Raw genomic sequence first — 17634 nt, 5'->3', positions numbered from 1 at the left:
CGATACGGCAGCGAACGTCTGGACACCCTTCACGCATGGGCGCAGACTCCCGCCTCCGACGTTCCAGGGGTGAGGCTGCCATGGCGAAACTGCTGGTCCTGCACGGCCCCAACCTCAACCTCCTGGGCGAGCGGGAGCCCGACATCTACGGGCGCACCACGCTGGCGGCGATCGACCGGGCCCTCCGGCTCGATGCCGAATCGCATGGCCACACGCTGGAGTCGCTGCAGTCCAATGCCGAGCACGAGCTGATCGAGCGCCTGCACGCCGCGCGCAGCGACGGCACCGCGTTCATCCTCATCAACCCCGCCGGCTTCACGCATACCAGCGTGGCCCTGCGCGACGCCATCGCCGCGGTCGACCTGCCCTTCATCGAGGTGCACCTGTCGAACCCGCACGCCCGCGAGCCCTTCCGCAAGCACAGCTACTTCAGCGACCTGGCCATGGGCGTGATCGCAGGCTTCGGCGCCGACAGCTACCGCTTCGCGATGGAGGCCGCGCTGGTCTGGCTGGACAAGCGCGCCGCCGCGCAGGCGAACCGTTCCTGACACCTTCGCCGCGCGATGCGTGGCGATCCCGACGAAATCCACACACGAGGCCCGACATGGACCTGCGGAAAATCAAGAAGCTGATCGACCTGCTCGAGGCGAGCAACCTCTCGGAGATCGAGATCAAGGAAGGCGAGGAAACCGTGCGCCTGGCGCGGACCACCTCCCGCCCGGTGGAGATCGCCTACGCGCCGCAGCCCATGCAGCACGCCGCCCCGCAGGCACCCCGCGCGATGCCGATGCAGGGCCCGACCGAGGCCGCCACCGGCGGCAGTGCGAAGGCCGGCGGCGACCTGCCCGACGGCCACGTCGTCCGCGCCCCGATGGTCGGCACCTTCTACGCCTCGCCCAGCCCGGACAAGCCCGCGTTCGTCACCGTTGGCCAGCAGGTCAAGGCCGGCGACACCCTGGCCATCATCGAGGCCATGAAGATGTTCAACCCGATCGAAGCCGACGTCTCCGGCACCGTGCTCAAGGTGCTGGTCGAGAACGGCCAGCCGATCGAGTTCGATCAGCCCCTCTTCGTCATCGGCTGAGGTCGCCATGCTGGACAAAGTGGTGATCGCCAACCGCGGCGAAATCGCGCTGCGCATCCTGCGCGCCTGCCATGCGCTCGGCATCCGCACGGTGGCGGTGCACTCCACCGTCGACCGCAACCTCAAGCACGTCGCGATGGCGGACGAGTCCGTCTGCATCGGCCCGGCGCCGAGCGCGCAGAGCTACCTCAACATGGCGCAGATCATCGCCGCCGCTGAGGTGACCGATGCGCAGGCCATCCACCCCGGCTACGGTTTCCTTTCCGAGAACGCCGACTTCGCCGAGCGCGTGGAGCAGTCGGGCTTCGTCTTCATCGGCCCGAAGGCCGACACCATCCGCCTGATGGGCGACAAGGTGGAAGCCATCCGCGCGATGAAGGCCGCGGGCGTGCCCTGCGTGCCCGGCAGCGGTGGCCCGCTGGGCGACGACCCGGCCGAGAACGTGAAGATCGCCCGCGATATCGGCTATCCGGTCATCGTGAAAGCAGCCGGCGGCGGCGGTGGCCGCGGCATGCGCGTGGTGCACACCGAGGCCGCGCTGGTCGCGGCGATCCAGACCACCAAGCAGGAAGCCAAGGCCGCGTTCGGCAACGACATGGTCTACATGGAGAAGTTCCTGGAGAACCCGCGCCACGTGGAGATCCAGGTGCTGGCCGACGGCCAGGGCAATGCCATCCACCTGGGCGAGCGCGACTGCTCGATGCAACGCCGCCACCAGAAGGTGGTCGAGGAAGCGCCGGCGCCGGGCATCACGCCCGAGCTGCGCGCGGAGATCGGCAAGGTCTGCGTCGAGGCCTGCATCCGCATCGGCTACCGCGGCGCCGGCACGTTCGAGTTCCTGTTCGAGAACGGGCGCTTCTACTTCATCGAGATGAACACCCGCATCCAGGTGGAGCATCCGGTGACCGAGATGGTGACCGGGTTCGACCTGGTCACCGAACAGCTGCGCATCGCCGCCGGCGAGAAGCTGCGCATCCGGCAGGAGGACGTGATGCTGACCGGCCACGCCATCGAGTGCCGCATCAATGCCGAGGATCCGGACACGTTCATGCCCTGCCCCGGCCTGATCCAGCACTTCCACGCGCCGGGCGGGCCCGGCGTGCGCGTCGACAGCCACATCTACGAAGGCTACAAGGTCCCGCCGAACTACGACTCGATGATCGGCAAGCTCATCGTGCACGGCCCCACCCGCGAGATCGCGATCGCGCGCATGCGCGTGGCGCTCAACGAGATGGTCGTCGACGGCATCAAGACCAACATCCCGCTGCAGCAGCGCATCCTGTCCGACGCCGGCTTCCAGCAGGGCGGCCAGAACATCCACTACCTGGAAAAGCGCCTGAAGGAACAGAAGGAGAAGGCGATCGCGATCGGTTGATCGCATCGCGCAGGCCATGCCTTTCCTCGAACTCACCCTCCCCTGCACCGAGGCCCTGCAGCCGCGCTACGAGCGCGCGCTGGAGGACGTCGGCGCGCTGGCCGTCACCCTGGTGGACGCGCATGCCGACGCGCCCGACGAGCAGGCCATCTTCGAGCCCGGCGTCGGCGAGACCCCGTTGTGGAACGAGATGGTGCTGACCGCGCTGTTCGAGGCCGGCACCCCGCGCGAGGCCCGGCTGCATGCCCTCGCCGCCGCGGACGAAGGGCTCGACTGGTCGCGCGCGGAATTCCGCGAGGTCGAGGACCAGGACTGGGAGCGCGCCTGGATGGACCAGTACGCGCCGCTGCGCTTCGGCGCGCGCACCTGGATCGTGCCCTGGAACCACGAGCTGCCCGAAGGCGCCGATGCGCCCGACGCGGCGGTCGTGCGGCTCGACCCCGGCCTGGCCTTCGGCAGCGGCACGCATCCCACGACCGCGCTGTGCCTGGAATGGCTCGACACGCTCGCCGCCGAAGGCGCGCTGCACGATGCCACCGTGCTCGACTTCGGCTGCGGCTCCGGCATCCTCGCGCTGGCCGCGCTCAGGCTGGGTGCGGCGCGGGCGGTGGGCGTCGACAACGACCCGCAGGCCGTGACCGCCACGCTCGACAACGCACAGCGCAACGGCGTCGGCGAGCGCCTCTCGGTGTATCTCCCGCAGGACGAGCCGGCGGCGACCTATCCCGTCGTGGTCGCCAACATCCTCGCCTCCGCGCTGGTCGAGTTGCGCGACACCATCCTCGCGCGCTGCGCGCCGGGCGCGCGCCTGGCCATGTCGGGCATCCTGGCGGGCCAGGAGGACGAGGTCATCGCCGCGTATGCCGATGCACTGGACGCGATCGAGGTCGCGCGGCAGGACGACTGGGTGCGCGTGAGCGGCCGACGCCGTTAGCATTCGCATCTTCCGGTCGACGGCGAGGGGGCGCCATGGGCCGCATGTTCCGAACATTTCCGCGCGCAGCGTCGTGCTGCGGTATGCATGCCATCGCCCGGCCCGCGGCGGGCCGCGTGCTTGAATAGCGCCATGTTCAAGCCCTGCCCGAACTGCGGTTTCCTGGTGGCGCTCATCGCCGGGCGCGAGGCCAGCCAGCGTTGCCCGCGCTGTGGCAGCGCGATGCAGGTCGAATGCGTCGCCCCGCCTGCCGCGGACGTGCCGGTGCAGGACGCGGAGCGGCGCGCTGCCGGTCACGATGCCGATGCGAATGCCATGCAGCCGCCGACGCCGATGCCTGCGGCGGCCGCGCACGCTCCGTTGCCGCGCGGGGCGGGTGCACAGGCGCAGGCCACCCCGGCGACGCGGGCATCCGCCGCGCAGCCCGACGCCGCGACCGACACGACCGATGCGCAGGTCGCAGAGCCCACGCCGAGCTTCGTCGCAGGCCGCCCACGCGCCGCGCCGCCGCGTGGCCGCCGCTGGCCCTGGGCGCTCGCCCTGCCGCTGCTGGCGCTGCTGCTCGCCCTCCAGCTGCTGCTCTCGCAGCGTGTGGAACTGGCGCAGGATGCGCGCTGGCGCCCGCTGCTGATCGCCACCTGCGGTGCGCTCGGCTGCGACGTACCGGCCTGGCGCGAGCCACGCGCCTACGTGATGCTCGCGCGCAACGTCCGCCCGCATCCCGGCCGCCCCGGTGTGCTGCACGTCACCGCGAGCCTGCGCAACGGCGCGCGCTGGCCGCAGCCGCTGCCGGTGCTGGTGCTGAGCCTGTCGGACATCGACGGCCGCGTGCTCGCCGCGCGCGCCGTGTCGCCGCCTGACTACGGTAGCCGCTCGGATGCACTCGTCGAACCCGGAGACAGCGTCGATGTCGCCTTCGACGTACGCGAGCCCTCGCCGCGGGTGGTCTCGTTCGATTTCCAGCTGCGCTGAGCGTCGCGGCCGCCCCCGCGACGACCGCCGTCTAGACTCCATCCCCCGCAGTACGTCCGCACCGCCCGTGAACGCCGCCGTCCTGCCCCACGAGGAAGCCGACCCGTCCACCCGCACGCCGCTGCGTGAGCACGTGGCCGTGTCGATCCGGAGGTTCCTGGGCGACCTGGACGGCTGCGATGCCGAAGGCCTGTACGAGATCGCCCTGCGCGAGCTGGAGATCCCGCTGTTCGTCGAGGTCCTGCGCCACTGCGACGGCAACCAGAGCCGTGCGGCGCAGATGCTCGGCATCCACCGCGCCACGCTGCGCAAGAAGCTGCGCGAGTACGGCCTGGCGTAGCCCGCCGTGCGGAATGGCCGGCGGGAACCGGCCGCTGCGCAGCCGGCGCGCGTCGCGTGCCACGCGTGTCGGCGCGCGATGCATCCGGTCGGGCCGGCGAAGGCCCGCCGCTATAATTCGCGGCTTCCTCCCCGCATCCCTCCCGCCATGACTGCTGCCCCCAACGGCCCGTCGGTGAAGCTTCGCCGCGCCCTGCTGTCCGTCTCCGACAAGACCGGCCTGGTGCCGCTGGCGCAGGCGCTCGTGCGCCATGGCGTGGAGCTGGTGTCCACCGGCGGCACCGCGAAGGCGCTGCGCGAGGCGGGGCTGGCGGTGCGCGACGTCAGCGAGCTCACCGGCTTCCCGGAAATGATGGACGGCCGGGTCAAGACGCTGCACCCGGTCGTGCACGGCGGGCTGCTGGGCCGCGCGGGCGTGGACGATGCGGTCATGGCCGACCACGGCATCGGCGCCATCGACCTGCTCGTGCTCAATCTCTATCCGTTCGAGAAGGTTTCCGCCGACCCGCGCGCCCCGATGGCCGAGATCGTCGAGAACATCGACATCGGCGGCCCGGCCATGCTGCGTTCGGCCGCGAAGAACTTCGCGCGCGTGGCGGTGGCCACCGAGCCCGCGCAGTACGACGCGATCGTCGCCGAGCTCGACGCGAACGACGGCGCGCTGTCGGGCGCGACGCGCTTTTCGCTGGCGGTTGCCGCGTTCAACCGCGTCGCACAGTACGACGCCTGCATCAGCGATTACCTCTCGTCGATCCTCGAGGTCGGCGACGACGACGTCGCCTCGCGCACGCTGTTCCCGCGGCAGGCCAACGGCAGCTTCGTCAAGGTGATGGACCTGCGCTACGGCGAGAACCCGCACCAGCAGGGCGCGTTCTACCGCGACCTGTATCCGGTGCCCGGCACGCTGGCCACGTTCACCCAGCTGCAGGGCAAGGAGCTCAGCTACAACAACCTCGCTGACGCCGATGCGGCCTGGGAATGCGTGCGCCAGTTCGACGCCACCGCGTGCGTGATCGTCAAGCACGCCAATCCCTGCGGCGTGGCCGAAGCGGCGGACGTGGCCACGGCCTACGAGCTCGCCTACGCCACCGATCCGACCTCCGCCTTCGGCGGCATCATCGCCTTCAACCGCGCGGTCGACGCCGCGACGATGAAGACCATCCTCGACCGCCAGTTCGTCGAGGTGCTGATCGCGCCGGACTACGAAGACGACGCGCTGGCCTATGCCAGGAAGAAGGCCAACGTGCGCGTGCTGCGCATCCCGCCGGGCGACGGTCGCAACATCATCGACGTCAAGCGCGTGGGCTCCGGGCTGCTGATGCAGACCGCGGACAACCGCGAGGTCGGCCGCGACGAGCTGAAGGTGGTCACGAAGCTCGCCCCGACCGAGACGCAGCTGGCCGACCTGCTGTTCGCCTGGCGCGTGGCCAAGTTCGTGAAGTCCAACGCGATCGTCTACGCGAAAGACTCGCGCACGATCGGCGTGGGCGCCGGGCAGATGAGCCGCGTGTACTCGGCGCGCATCGCCGGCATCAAGGCCACCGACGCGGGCCTCGTGGTCCCCGGCTCGGTGATGGCCAGCGACGCCTTCTTCCCCTTCCGCGACGGCATCGACGCCGCGGCCGAAGCCGGCATCAAGGCCGTGATCCAGCCCGGTGGCTCAATGCGCGACAGCGAAGTGATCGCCGCCGCCGACGAGCACGGCATCGCGATGGTGTTCACCGGCATTCGTCACTTCCGGCACTGAGCACCGCCGCCCGCGAAAACGCCACCGGAGACGGTGGCGTTTCGCATTGGAGCGACGGTGCGTGTCAGCCGCGCCGCTCCAGCCAGATCTCCGCGTCGACGCCATCCGCGATCTCCGCATGCTCGGCGATGCGGAACTCCGGCCTGCGGCCGGCGCGCAGCTGTGCGTCGTAGTCGCGCGTGAGCCGCACGACCACGCCCGACAGCAGCAGGATGGCCACGAGGTTGATGGTCGACATGATGGCCATCGAGGCATCCGCCGCGTCCCAGACCACCTGCACCTTCGAGTACACGCCCCAGGCCACCACCGCCAGCGTGACCAGCCGCAGCACCAGCAGGCCGCGGCGACCGCCGCCGAGGTAGAGCAGGTTGTTCTCGGCGTAGGAATAGTTGCCGAGGATGGTGGTGAAGGCGAAGAAGAACAGCGCGATGGCCACGAACACGCTGCCGGCATCGCCGAAGAACACGGTCATGGCGCGCTGGGTGAGCAGCACGCCGTCGGCCGCGTCCAGCGGCACGCCGGCCAGCAGGATGACGAAGCCGGTCGCGCTGCAGACCAGCAGGGTGTCGATGAACACGCCCAGCGACTGCACCAGCCCCTGGCTGGCCGGATGGTGCGGCACCGGCGTGGCCGCCGCGGCGATGTTGGGCGCGCTGCCCATGCCCGCCTCGTTGGAGTAGAGGCCGCGCTTGACGCCCTGCAGCATCGCCGCCGTCAGCGCGCCCAGCGCGCCGCCGGCCGCGGCGTCCAGCCCGAACGCACCGCGCAGCACCAGCGCCAGCACGCCCGGAACGCGGTCGAGGTTCGTGAGCACCACCCAGGCGGCGAGCGCGAGGTAGCCCAGCGCCATCACCGGCACCACCCATTCGGAGAAGCGGGCGACCGAGCGCAGGCCGCCGAAGATGATCGCGGCCGTCAGCACCACCAGCGCCACCGCGATGGTGCCCTGCCCCAGGCCGAAGGCCGCACCGGCCGACTGCGCGATCGCGTTGGCGTGCACGCTGGAGAAGATCGCGCCGTAGCTGAGCAGCAGCGACAGCGCGAAGGCGATGCCCAGCCAGCGCATGCGCAGGCCGCGCTCGATGTAGTAGGCCGGCCCGCCGCGGTACTGCCCCGCGTCGTCGCGCACCTTGTACAGCTGGGCCAGCGAGCTCTCGGCATAGGCCGTCGCCATGCCCAGCACGGCGGTGCACCACATCCAGAACAGCGCGCCGGCGCCGCCCACGGACAGCGCGATCGCCACGCCGGCGAGGTTGCCGGTGCCCACGCGTGCCGCCAGGCTGGTGGCCAGCGCCTGGAAGGGCGAGATGCCGCTGCTGTCGCCATGCGTGCCGCGCGTCACCAGCCCCAGCATGTGCGGGAAGCGCCGCAGCTGGATGCCGCGCAGGCGCAGGGTGAACCACAGGCCCACCGCCAGCAGGCCGTAGGTGAGCACGTAGTTCCACAGCACCGAATTGACGAGGCCGACGGGCGGCCCCAGCACGGCGTCGATGATCGGCAGGGCCATGCCCGTCTCGCGGTCGAAGGGGGCGGCGATGCTAGCAGCCGGTCGATCACGGCGAGGCGGTCCCGTAAGATTCCATGCTTCTTTCGGCATGGAATTCCGGCATGAAGATCCTCGTCATCGGCTCCGGCGGCCGCGAGCACGCGCTGGCCTGGAAGCTCGCGCAGTCCCCGCGCGTGGACGAGGTGCTGGTCGCCCCCGGCAACGCCGGCACCGCGCGCGAGGCCGGCTGCCGCAACGTCGACATCCGCGCCACCGACATCGACGCGCTGCTCAACCTGGTGGAGCTCGAAGGCGTCGACCTCACTGTGGTCGGCCCCGAGGCGCCGCTGGTCGCGGGCATCGTCGACCGCTTCCGCGAGGCCGGCCAGCGCATCTTCGGCCCCACCGCCGAGGCCGCGCAGCTGGAGGGCAGCAAGGCCTTCGCCAAGGACTTCCTCGCCCGCCACGGCATTCCCACCGCGCACTACGCCGTGCATACCGATGTCGACGCCGCGCTGGCGCACGTGCGCGACAAGGGCGCGCCCATCGTCATCAAGGCCGACGGCCTGGCCGCCGGTAAGGGCGTGATCGTCGCCATGACGCTCGAGGAGGCCGAGGCCGCCGTGCGCGACATGCTCGCCGGCAACGCGTTCGGCGAAGCGGGCTCGCGCGTGGTGATCGAGGAGTTCCTCGAAGGCGAGGAGGCCAGCTTCATCTCGATGGTGGACGGCCGCACCGCGCTGCCCATGGCCACCAGCCAGGACCACAAGCGCGTGGGCGACGGCGACACCGGCCCCAACACCGGCGGCATGGGCGCCTACTCGCCCGCGCCAGTGGTCACGCCCGAAGTGCACGAGCGGATCATGCGCGAGGTGGTGGAGCCCACCGTGCGCGGCATGGCGGCCGACGGCGTGCCCTTCACCGGCTTCCTCTACGCGGGCCTGATGATCGACGCCAGCGGCGCGCCGAAGGTCATCGAGTTCAACGTGCGCTTCGGCGACCCGGAAACGCAGCCGGTGATGCTGCGCCTTGCGAGCGACCTGGTGGACCTGGTGGAGGCCGCGGTCGACCGCCGCCTGGCGGGCGTGCAGGCCGACTGGGACGCGCGCGCCTCGCTGGGCGTGGTGATGGCCGCGGCGAACTACCCCGACACGCCGCGCACCGGCGACGTGATCAGCGAGTGGGACGTGCCGGAGGAGCCGGGCACCAAGGTCTTCCACGCCGGCACCCGCCTCGTGGGCGGCCACGTGGAAACCGCGGGCGGCCGCGTGCTCTGCGCCTGCGCGCTGGGCGACACGGTCGAGCAGGCCCAGCAGCGCGCCTACGCGCTGGTCGCCGGCATCAGCTGGGACGGCGAGTTCCACCGCCACGACATCGGCTGGCGCGCGATCGAGCGCGAGCGCGCCGCGCGCGGCTGAGCGTCGCGAGCGCACGCGCCGGACGCCCCGCGCCGATGAAGCCACGTCACGGCATCCTCCTGCTGGCCCTGGTGCTGGCGGGCTGCCGCGATCCGCGCCCGGTGCAGGCCACCGGCGGCTGGCGGGTGGTGGACTCGGCGGGCAGCCTCACCCGTTCCGGGGGCCTGTACCTGGAGCGCGATTCGCTGGACGCCATGCCGGGCATGCGCCCCGGCAGCCCACCCTGGCACCCGACGCTGAAGGTGGACGCGCGGCCTTCCGGGACGCTCCGGCTGCCCGTCGGCAATGCGCTCCTGGGCAGCGCGCCGTTCGCGAATGCGCCGGTGTGGCTGTCGGTAGATGGCGGGGCGGCTGCGCCGGTCCGCGCCGACGTGCTCGCCACCTGGACCGAACTGCCCCGCTCGACCGCGGAGCGCATGCGCGGTGGGCGCGTGGCCACGTTCGTGCTCCGGCCGCGCGACGGGAGCCCGCCGATCCGCCTGCGCTACGAACTGGACGGGCTGCACGACTCGCTCGCGCGGCTGCAGGCCGAGGCCGCCGCGCGCGACGCCGCGGCCACGCCCGCGGGCGTGCTGCGCGGGCTGTTCTGACCCGGCGCGCGCCTCAGTCCCGCCGCTCCAGCGGCAGGCGCAACTCGAACATCGAGCCCTGCCCCGGCCCCGGGCTGCTGGCCGTCAGGCTGCCGCCGTGCAGCTGGACGAGGCTGCGCGCCAGCGCCAGCCCGATGCCCAGGCCGCCCTCGCGCCGCTCCGGCGTGCTTTCGGCCTGCACGAACAATTCGAACACGCGCGCGATCAGCGTCTGGTCCATGCCGACGCCGGTATCGCGCACGCGCACCACGGCCTGCCCGCCGTCGCGGTCGATCTCGATGCCGATGAAGCCGTGCGGCGGCGTGTACTTGGCGGCGTTGTTGAGCAGGTTGCTCAGCACCTGGGTGAGCCGCGTGGGATCGCCGGTGAGCTCCAGGCCGGGGGCATGGTCGGCCACGTCCAGCCGGTGCTGGCGCCGCTGCAGCAGCGGCGTGGTCTGCTCCACGGCTGCGGCCACCATGTCGGCCAGGCGGACGCGGCGCGTCTGCAACGACACCAGCCCGCGCGTCACCCGCGACACGTCGACGAGGTCTTCCACCAGGTGGCGCATGTGCGCGGCCTGGCGGTCGATGATGGCCGCCGCCTGGCGCACGCTGTCCACGCGGTCGGGGGCCATCTTCAGCAGCTGCGCCGCGGTCGAGATCGGCGCCAGCGGGTTGCGCAGTTCGTGCGCGAGCATGGCGAGGAACTGGTCCTTCTGGCGATCGGCCAGGCGCAGCGCGGCCTCGCTGCGCTCCAGCGCCTCCTGCACGCGCTTCTGCTCGTGGATCTCGGTGCAGGTGCCCATCCAGCGCACGATCTGCCCATCGGCATCGCGCACCGGCAGCGCGCGGCCCAGCACCCAGCGGTACTCGCCGGAGACGTGGCGCAGGCGGTACTCGACCTCGTAGGGGCCCCCGGTCGCCAGGCTGTGGCGCCAGCGCGACCACGCGCGCTCGCGGTCGTCGGGATGGAAGACCTCGCTCCAGGCCTCGCCGTCGGTGGCACCTGGCGACACGCCCGTGAAGTCGTACCAGCGGCGGTTGTAGTAGTCGTGATAGCCGTCGGGCAGCGTCGACCACACCATCTGCGGCACCAGCTCGGCGATGGTGCGGAAGCGGTTCTCGCTCTCGCGCAGTGCAGCCAGCGCGCTCTCGCGGTCGGTCACGTCCGCGCCCTGCACGAAGATCGCCTCCACCTGGCCCTGCGCGTCGCGGATGGGCTGGTAGATGAAGTCGGCGTACAGGGTGCGCGTACCTCCCTCCTCCTTGAGCACCACCGGCAGGCCGCGGCCCACGAACGGGTTGCCGGTTTCGCGCACCTGGTCGAGCAGCTCGAAGAAGCCCTGCCCGGCGAGCTCGGGCAGCACCTCGCGCACGCTGCGGCCCACCAGGCCGGTGCGGCCGATGGCGCGTTCGTAGGCCTCGTTCGCCAGCTCGAAGACGTGCTCGGGGCCGCGCAGCACAGCCATGAAGCCCGGCGCCTGCGCGAACAGGTCCATCAGGAATTCCTGCCGCGCCACCAGGCGCGCGTTGTCACGCTGCACCGCCGCCGCGCGCGAGAGCACCCCGCCGTCGATCTGCTGCGGCGTGAGGCCGGTCGCCTCGCGCGCGCGCCGCACCTCCTCGCGCAGGCGCTCGACTTCGGTGACGTCGGTGGTGTGCTGCAGCACCGCCACCACGTTGCCCTGCGCGTCGCGGATGGGCGTGTGGGTGGCGCTCCAGTAGCGCATGTCCACCACCGGCCCGGCCGGCGTGCGCGATTCGATGGCATAGGGAATCAGCGCCAGCACGTCGCGCTCGCCGGTGGCGAAGGTGCGCTCGATGGAGGCACGCAGGATCGCCGCCTGCGACGTGCCGTCCTCGTTGACGGTACCCGGAAACAGCTCGAACAGCCCGCGCCCGATGAGCGCCTGGCGCCCGTGGCCCGTGAGCAGCTCGTAGGCGTGGTTGACTTCGACGTAGCGCAGGTCGCGGTCCAGCACCATGTAGGCATTGGGCGAGTGCTGGAACAGCGCGTCGAACGGAACGGTCACGAAAGCTCCCTCTGTCGAGGCCGCACAGTATGCCGGGGCGCCGGACAATGCCGGCATCACGGCTGACCGACGGCGCCCGCGTGTCCGGACGAGGGCGCGGGCCGGGCGGGCCGCAGGCGGCGCCGAGCGTGCGATGCGCCCGGCGGATGCGAGGCCGGCCACGCCCCGGTCCGTGGCCCTTCGCGGCATTCGTCCTGTCGGCGCCATGCCGGCGGGCTCGTGCCCTTGCCCTGTCGCACACGCCCGCCCCCGGTTGACCGCCGTCAATCCCGGCGCGCCCCGCAGCGGCGACACTGTCGTCCCCCCTCCGCCCTGTCGCCATGACCCCGCCGCCCCTGACCGAAGCCGACATCGCCCGCGTCGTCGACCGCTTCTACGACGCCGTGCAGGCCCATCCCGGCCTCGGCCCCGTGTTCGCCGGGGCCGTGCACGACTGGCCCGGGCACAAGGCCACGCTGGTGCGCTTCTGGTCGTCGGTGGCGCTCAAGACCGCCAGCTACCGCGGCCAGCCCATGGCCGTGCACCGCCCGCACCCGATCCATGCCGGCCACTTCGGCGACTGGCTCGCGCTCTGGGAGCAGACCGTGCGCGCCGAGCTGCCGGCCGAGCACGCCGAGGTGCTCCTCGACCACGCCCGCCGCATCGGGCGCAGCCTGATGTACGGCCTGGGGCTGGATCCGGCGCGCCGTCCGGTGGGGCTGCCGATCGTCGGGCGCTGACGCGGCGCCTCAGGTGCCCTGGTCCGCGGGCGCGTCGTCGTCGGCCGGGCGGAGGGACCGCGCGCTCAGGAACTCGCGCGCCGTTGCCGTCAGCGGATCCGCGAAGGCCAGGCGCCATGCGAGCAGCCGCAGCGGCCGGGCGTACGGATCGCCCGTCGTCGCGACCGGGGCCGGATAGAGCGAGTCGCCCAGGATCGGCGCCCCCAGCGCGGCCATGTGCACCCGCAACTGGTGCTTGCGACCCGTCAGCGGTGACAGCACGTACGTCCATGCCGCCTCGCCACGCTCGACGACGTCCACGCGCGTCTCGCTGTTGGCCTCGCCCTCCACCTCGCGCATGCGGAAGAACGGCTCGCCGCGCTCGATGCGCGAAGCGTGCACGAACGGAAACGCGCGCTGCGGCATGGGCGGTGCCAGCGCGCGGTATTCCTTGTCGATGCGCCTTTCACGGAAGAGCGCCTGGTAGGCGGCCCGCGTGGCCGGGTTGGCCGAGAACAGCACCAGCCCCGCCGTCTCCCGGTCGATGCGGTGCAGCGGCGCCAGGTCCGGATTGCCCAACCGCGCCACCAGCCGCGCCAGCAGCGTCTCCCGCACGAACCGCCCCGCCGGCACCACCGGCAGGAAGTGCGGCTTGTCGACCACCACGAGGTGTTCGTCGACGTGCAGTACCCGCTCCTCGAACGGAATCGCCGCCTCGTCGAACACCTCGCGGAAGTAGCGGATCTCCGTGCCGACGCGCCACGGCGCCTCGGGCGCAAGTGCTGCCCCCGACCCCGCGTCCTGCACCCGGCCACGCGCGAAGCGGTCCAGCCACGTCGCGCGGTCGATCGCCGGGAAACGCGCGCAGAGGCCGTCGAGCAGCGTGGGCCAGGGGCCGGGTGGGAGTTGGAGGTGGCTGGGGCGCGGGTCAGGGGATGCGTGCATCGCGTCCATCAGGCACGTCACAGCGGCGGCCGACTCAGGGAAACAGCGCACGCTGGTGCTGGCAGATGAACTGATGGTGCGGAGCAGGGGAAACTGCTCCGATACCGCCTCCTTTTCCACGCGGCGCTGCTTGAGCACCGGGGTGATGCGCGTCAGAAGATCCTGGATCAACCAGACCTCGCCGCCTGCCAGGACGGGGTTGTTGACCTTGCTGCCCAGCCCGAAAAGCGCGATCTGCTCGATACGCTCCGGAATCTCGACGCCTCGAACAGCTTGGGGATGTGTCGACGACCGGCCTCGAACCTGCGTGCGTAGCGTTGCGCGCGCACTTCCCACGAATTCGAGTCCATCGAAGGCTCGATGTGCACCAGAGGCCGCAGGCCAGGATGGAAGGCCACCACGTCGAGCTCGCATTCCCAACCGCCATTGGCCCTGCGGCCGACCAGCACGTTGCGGCGCACGAAGTAGCCCTGGTACTCGTACCACTCGGCGACGAGTTGCTCCAGCCAGTTCACGGCGTCGCCCGTCGCGTGCCGGGCGCCCAGCGCCGACGCATGGTTTCACGCCAGCGTGCGACCGCGTCGCGACCTCCCTCGCGTCGCAGCCGCCTGTCCTCGCGGTCGCAGGCCCGGCAGTAGGACCGGCCGTCCCGTCCGCCGTAGCTGAACTCCGCCTGGCTATGCCAGACGCCGCACATGCAGCAGACCTTACCCGGACTCGTCATGAAAACCACGCGGCTGCAGAAGGCCAGGCACCGGTCTCGCCAACCTGCTTCGTGCCTTCTCCTCCGTCATGGCCGCGTGTCGGCCTCATTCCGGCCCCACGGGCGGGGGCTCGGCGGAGCTGTCGCTCGTGGCCTGCTTGAGATCCCACAGCGAGCGACCCGTAGCGTCGCGCCAATCGACCAGGCCATTCGCCGTGCGCCCCATCACGCAGGCCGCCGCGGCGCTGGGCGACTTGAAGGGATAGTCGCGCGTGAACCGGATGCGCTCGCCTTCCTCGGCAAGAACGCCCTGGTCGATGAGGCGGCGCCTGAGCGAGTAGTAGCCGTGCAGTTCGAACGACGGCACCACCTCCACGCGCCCGGTGGAGCCTTCGAGTACCACGAATCCCTCTTCCGTTTCGACGGCGCGCGCATCGGCGCCCGATGCACGGCAGAAGTACGTCGCGGTGCTCGTCGCCGGGCTCGCAGGCTGGCGCCGCACCGGCTCGAATATCTTGAAGCCCAGCGTCGCCAGGAGCGTTGCGATGGTCTCGTGTATCTCGCGGCAATCGGCTTCCATCGGCGCGGGCGCATGCGGGCATGCCCCACCGTTTCCGTTCTGAAGGAGATAGCGTCCCGCCCGCTGCGCGGTCTGGATGGACTGCCATTCCAGGTAGCTGGCGTGGGTAGCGGTCAGGCTCTTGGTGAGCGAGACGGCCACGACCACGCGCCCCCAGAATTCCTTGTTTCGGTCGTGGCTCTCCAGGCGCTGCCTGAGCGAGCCGGTCTGCCCGATGTAGGCCATGTCCCGGCCGCTTTCGTCCTCGCCGAACAGGAAATAGATGCCGACCTGCTCGGACTCCGGCATGGCGAAAAAGTCGCGCAGGAGCGTCCTCGGCACCTCGATCATCCGCACGATGCGCGTGGTGATCTCCGCGACGCGAAGACCCTGCGGATCGCCGGCGGGCAGGAAGATCTGGATGGTCTGGGGGTGGCTGGTCATGGCGATCAGGCGTAAAGGTGTTTCTGGAAGCCGACGAACAGCGCGCGCATCTGCTCGGGCCCGCCCAGGTCCGCGGCGGCGTCCGACACGGCGCGATAGCGCAGCTTGACCAACGGCGGCAGTTTCTCGAGGTCGAGCTCGTCGACGCCCTGCTCTACGTAGTGGCCCAGCACGAACTCCAGGAAATCGAGCTGTCGGTTGTCGGGATACGACGAATGAATGCCCGCCTTCGCCTGCACCGCACGCGCCTCTCGCGTCATGGGCGCGCGGGCGTAGGCAACGTAGGCCAGTACGTCGTACAGGTCGCTGTTCTCCGCCTCGATCGCCTTCTGCATCTCCGTCAGTGCGTCGCGGCTGAAGCCGCGGTCCGCCAGCCCGGCCAGTAGCGCCTTGCGCGTGGCGGGATCACTCCAGAGCTCGCGCAATTGGCTTTCGTCCGCGAAGAATTCCGGCAGCACGCCGAACAGGCTTTCGAGAAACTGCGCCGCCGACATCGGACGCCCGTCGGCGCTCCAGAACGACGTGGCCACCATGCTGCGGATCTGCCGCGCCTTGCCGTCGGCGAGCTTCACCTTGATGCGCCCCCGCGGTGGCTCGCTGACGGCTTCCCTGCCCACGTCCTCGCCGGGTTCGCGCTCGACCTTCGCCTTCGTCGCGCCGCCTTCCGGCTCGATCGGCTCGCCATCCCATTCGGGGTCGCTGAAATGCTCGTGCGCCCGCACGAAGTCGTAGATCGTGAAGTAATCCTTCCCATCGAACAGGCGGGTACCACGGCCCACGATCTGCTTGAACTCGATCATCGAGCCCACAGGCCGCATCAGCACGATGTTGCGGACGTTGCGCGCGTCCACACCGGTCGAGAGCTTCTGCGAGGTCGTGAGGATGGTCGGGATCGTCTTCTCGTTGTCCTGGAAGTCGCGCAGCCACTGGTCACCCCGCGCGCCGTCCTCGGCAGTCACGCGGACGCAGTAGAACGGGTCGGAGTTCGTCTTCGACTGGTTCACGAGGTCGCGCACCATCGCCGCGTGCTCCTGCGTGGCGCAGAACACCAGCGTCTTCTCGCGCGGGTCGATCATCTCCATGAAGAGGCGCACGCGGTAGGCCTCGCGCTCGGGGATGACGATCACCCGATTGAACTCGGCCTCGGTGTAGCGCTTCCCTGCCACCACCTCGCCTTCCACCACCGCGTCGTCCGGCGTGTACAGGTAGTCGTCGATAGTGGTGGCGATCTGCTTGACTTTGAACGGGGTCAGGAAGCCGTCGTTGATGCCTTCCTTCAGCGAGTAGCTGTAGACCGGCTCCCCGAAGTAGGCATAGGTATCCGCGTTCGCTTTCCGCTTGGGCGTCGCGGTCAGGCCCAGCTGCACGGCCGGACTGAAGTACTCGAGGATCGCGCGCCAGCTGCCTTCGTCGTTCGCGCCGCCGCGGTGGCATTCGTCGATGACGATGAAGTCGAAGAAGTCCGGCGGATAATCACCGAAGTACGGCGCTTCGCCCGGCCCGCTCATGAAGGTCTGGAAGATGGTGAAGAAGATGCTGCCGTTCTTCGGCACGCGCCCCTTCTTGCGGATCTCGTCCGGCTCGATGCGCACCAGCGCGTCTTCCGGGAACGCCGAGAACGCGTTGTGGGCCTGGTCGGCCAGGATGTTGCGGTCGGCCAGGAACAGGATGCGGGCCGGCGCGTCGGCTCGGCCCCGCTCTTCCAGTCCTGCAGGTTCCAGCGGCTCTGGAACAGCTTCCAGGCCAGCTGGAAGGCGATGAAGGTCTTGCCGGTCCCGGTGGCCAGCGTCAGCAGGATGCGCTCGCGCCCGTCGCTGATCGCATCGAGCACTCGTTGGATCGCGATGTCCTGGTAGTAGCGGCCCTGCCAACTGCCGCCCCGGTCCTCGAAGGGCACGGCGGCGAAACGATCGCGCCAGGCGTTCTCCACCCCGAAGGTGCGCGCCCAGAGCTCGTCCGGCGCCGGGAAGGCGACCACGTCGCCCTCGGCGCCCGTGGCCATGTCGATGCCGTAGATCGCCTGCCCGTTGGTGGCATAGGCGAAGCGCACGTCGAGCTTGGCGGCGTACTGCTTGGCCTGCCCCACGCCCTCGTTGTACGGCTTGTCCCAGGCCTTGGCCTCCACCACCGCCAGCTTGCGGCCGCGGTGCACCAGCACATAGTCGGCGATCTCGGCCTTGGCCCGCTGGCCGCCACCCTGCAGCCGCCCCGGCGCGATCACGCACTGCGCCTCGCGCAGCACCCGGCTGCCCTCCACCACTCCCCAGCCGGCGGCCTTCAGGGCCGGGTCGATGTGCTCGGCACGGGTCTCGGCTTCGTTCATGTC

Annotated in this window: 15 protein-coding genes and 1 pseudogene; 10 read left to right on the top strand and 6 right to left on the bottom strand. The window is 70.7% G+C overall.

Annotation, left to right across the window (positions count from 1 at the left end):
- The first annotated feature begins 80 nt into the window (after positions 1-80).
- From aroQ to purH, 7 genes are all read left to right on the top strand, one after another.
- Positions 81-548: a type II 3-dehydroquinate dehydratase gene (aroQ, locus tag EYQ95_RS19555; RefSeq protein WP_132329593.1), complete on the top strand. Its 468-nt coding sequence runs from the start codon at positions 81-83 to the stop codon at positions 546-548.
- Between the two features lie 56 nt (positions 549-604).
- Positions 605-1084, top strand: a complete 480-nt coding sequence (accB, locus tag EYQ95_RS19550; protein WP_132329591.1) for an acetyl-CoA carboxylase biotin carboxyl carrier protein — start codon at positions 605-607, stop codon at positions 1082-1084.
- Positions 1085-1091: 7 nt separating this feature from the next.
- Positions 1092-2459 (top strand): acetyl-CoA carboxylase biotin carboxylase subunit, encoded by a 1368-nt coding sequence (gene accC / locus EYQ95_RS19545; protein ID WP_132329589.1) that lies wholly within the window; start codon positions 1092-1094, stop codon positions 2457-2459.
- Between the two features lie 16 nt (positions 2460-2475).
- Positions 2476-3393 (top strand): 50S ribosomal protein L11 methyltransferase, encoded by a 918-nt coding sequence (gene prmA, locus EYQ95_RS19540; protein WP_132329587.1) that lies wholly within the window; start codon positions 2476-2478, stop codon positions 3391-3393.
- Between the two features lie 132 nt (positions 3394-3525).
- Complete coding sequence (locus EYQ95_RS19535) at positions 3526-4365, top strand: DUF3426 domain-containing protein (protein ID WP_243699991.1); 840 nt, start codon at positions 3526-3528, stop codon at positions 4363-4365.
- A gap of 67 nt (positions 4366-4432) precedes the next feature.
- Entirely contained in the window at positions 4433-4705 is a 273-nt protein-coding gene (gene fis / locus EYQ95_RS19530; RefSeq protein WP_165924795.1) for a DNA-binding transcriptional regulator Fis, read from the top strand.
- Positions 4706-4852: 147 nt separating this feature from the next.
- Positions 4853-6451 (top strand): bifunctional phosphoribosylaminoimidazolecarboxamide formyltransferase/IMP cyclohydrolase, encoded by a 1599-nt coding sequence (purH, locus tag EYQ95_RS19525; RefSeq protein WP_132329582.1) that lies wholly within the window; start codon positions 4853-4855, stop codon positions 6449-6451.
- 64 nt (positions 6452-6515) lie between these two features.
- Here purH and EYQ95_RS19520 read toward each other — a convergent pair whose 3' ends face one another.
- Positions 6516-7958, bottom strand: a complete 1443-nt coding sequence (locus EYQ95_RS19520) for a sodium:alanine symporter family protein (RefSeq protein ID WP_132329580.1) — start codon at positions 7956-7958, stop codon at positions 6516-6518.
- Positions 7959-8059: 101 nt separating this feature from the next.
- On the opposite strand from EYQ95_RS19520, the gene purD reads away from it, so the two are divergent.
- On the top strand, positions 8060-9355 hold the full coding sequence (gene purD, locus EYQ95_RS19515) for a phosphoribosylamine--glycine ligase (protein ID WP_132329577.1): 1296 nt from the start codon (positions 8060-8062) through the stop codon (positions 9353-9355).
- A 35-nt stretch (positions 9356-9390) separates the two neighbouring features.
- Positions 9391-9945 (top strand): hypothetical protein, encoded by a 555-nt coding sequence (locus EYQ95_RS19510; protein WP_132329574.1) that lies wholly within the window; start codon positions 9391-9393, stop codon positions 9943-9945.
- 13 nt (positions 9946-9958) lie between these two features.
- On the opposite strand, the gene EYQ95_RS19505 is transcribed toward EYQ95_RS19510, so the two are convergent.
- Positions 9959-11959, bottom strand: a complete 2001-nt coding sequence (locus EYQ95_RS19505) for a PAS domain-containing protein (RefSeq protein WP_165924794.1) — start codon at positions 11957-11959, stop codon at positions 9959-9961.
- A 320-nt stretch (positions 11960-12279) separates the two neighbouring features.
- Between EYQ95_RS19505 and EYQ95_RS19500 the strand changes: the two genes are divergently transcribed.
- Positions 12280-12678, top strand: a complete 399-nt coding sequence (locus tag EYQ95_RS19500) for a group III truncated hemoglobin (protein WP_132329569.1) — start codon at positions 12280-12282, stop codon at positions 12676-12678.
- Between the two features lie 9 nt (positions 12679-12687).
- Here the strand turns inward: EYQ95_RS19500 and EYQ95_RS19495 are convergent, their stop codons facing one another.
- From EYQ95_RS19495 to hsdR, 4 genes and pseudogenes are all read right to left on the bottom strand, one after another.
- Positions 12688-13611 (bottom strand): pseudouridine synthase, encoded by a 924-nt coding sequence (locus EYQ95_RS19495; protein ID WP_132329617.1) that lies wholly within the window; start codon positions 13609-13611, stop codon positions 12688-12690.
- A gap of 158 nt (positions 13612-13769) precedes the next feature.
- Positions 13770-14117 carry a hypothetical protein gene (locus EYQ95_RS19490; protein WP_132329565.1) on the bottom strand — a complete coding sequence of 116 codons (348 nt, stop codon included), beginning with the start codon at positions 14115-14117 and terminating at the stop codon, positions 13770-13772.
- A gap of 294 nt (positions 14118-14411) precedes the next feature.
- On the bottom strand, positions 14412-15308 hold the full coding sequence (locus EYQ95_RS19485; protein WP_132329562.1) for a GIY-YIG nuclease family protein: 897 nt from the start codon (positions 15306-15308) through the stop codon (positions 14412-14414).
- Positions 15309-15313: 5 nt separating this feature from the next.
- A pseudogene (gene hsdR, locus EYQ95_RS27185) lies at positions 15314-17631 on the bottom strand (EcoAI/FtnUII family type I restriction enzme subunit R).
- Positions 17632-17634 lie beyond the last annotated feature (3 nt).

The organism is Lysobacter sp. N42 (assembly GCF_004344885.1).
The sequence above is the reverse complement of the archived record's forward strand: the minus strand, read 5'-3'. Positions and strand labels throughout refer to the sequence as shown.

What these genes read in the sequence shown, in the direction of transcription:
- accC (WP_132329589.1), top strand. Translation starts at nt 1,092, where the DNA reads ATGCTGGACAAAGTGGTGATCGCCAACCGCGGCGAAATCGCGCTGCGC.
- aroQ (WP_132329593.1), top strand. Translation starts at nt 81, where the DNA reads ATGGCGAAACTGCTGGTCCTGCACGGCCCCAACCTCAACCTCCTGGGC.
- EYQ95_RS19500 (WP_132329569.1), top strand. Translation starts at nt 12,280, where the DNA reads ATGACCCCGCCGCCCCTGACCGAAGCCGACATCGCCCGCGTCGTCGAC.
- prmA (WP_132329587.1), top strand. Translation starts at nt 2,476, where the DNA reads ATGCCTTTCCTCGAACTCACCCTCCCCTGCACCGAGGCCCTGCAGCCG.
- EYQ95_RS19520 (WP_132329580.1), bottom strand. Translation starts at nt 7,958, where the DNA reads ATGGCCCTGCCGATCATCGACGCCGTGCTGGGGCCGCCCGTCGGCCTC.
- EYQ95_RS19485 (WP_132329562.1), bottom strand. Translation starts at nt 15,308, where the DNA reads ATGACCAGCCACCCCCAGACCATCCAGATCTTCCTGCCCGCCGGCGAT.
- accB (WP_132329591.1), top strand. Translation starts at nt 605, where the DNA reads ATGGACCTGCGGAAAATCAAGAAGCTGATCGACCTGCTCGAGGCGAGC.
- purD (WP_132329577.1), top strand. Translation starts at nt 8,060, where the DNA reads ATGAAGATCCTCGTCATCGGCTCCGGCGGCCGCGAGCACGCGCTGGCC.
- EYQ95_RS19495 (WP_132329617.1), bottom strand. Translation starts at nt 13,611, where the DNA reads ATGGACGCGATGCACGCATCCCCTGACCCGCGCCCCAGCCACCTCCAA.
- purH (WP_132329582.1), top strand. Translation starts at nt 4,853, where the DNA reads ATGACTGCTGCCCCCAACGGCCCGTCGGTGAAGCTTCGCCGCGCCCTG.
- EYQ95_RS19510 (WP_132329574.1), top strand. Translation starts at nt 9,391, where the DNA reads ATGAAGCCACGTCACGGCATCCTCCTGCTGGCCCTGGTGCTGGCGGGC.
- EYQ95_RS19535 (WP_243699991.1), top strand. Translation starts at nt 3,526, where the DNA reads ATGTTCAAGCCCTGCCCGAACTGCGGTTTCCTGGTGGCGCTCATCGCC.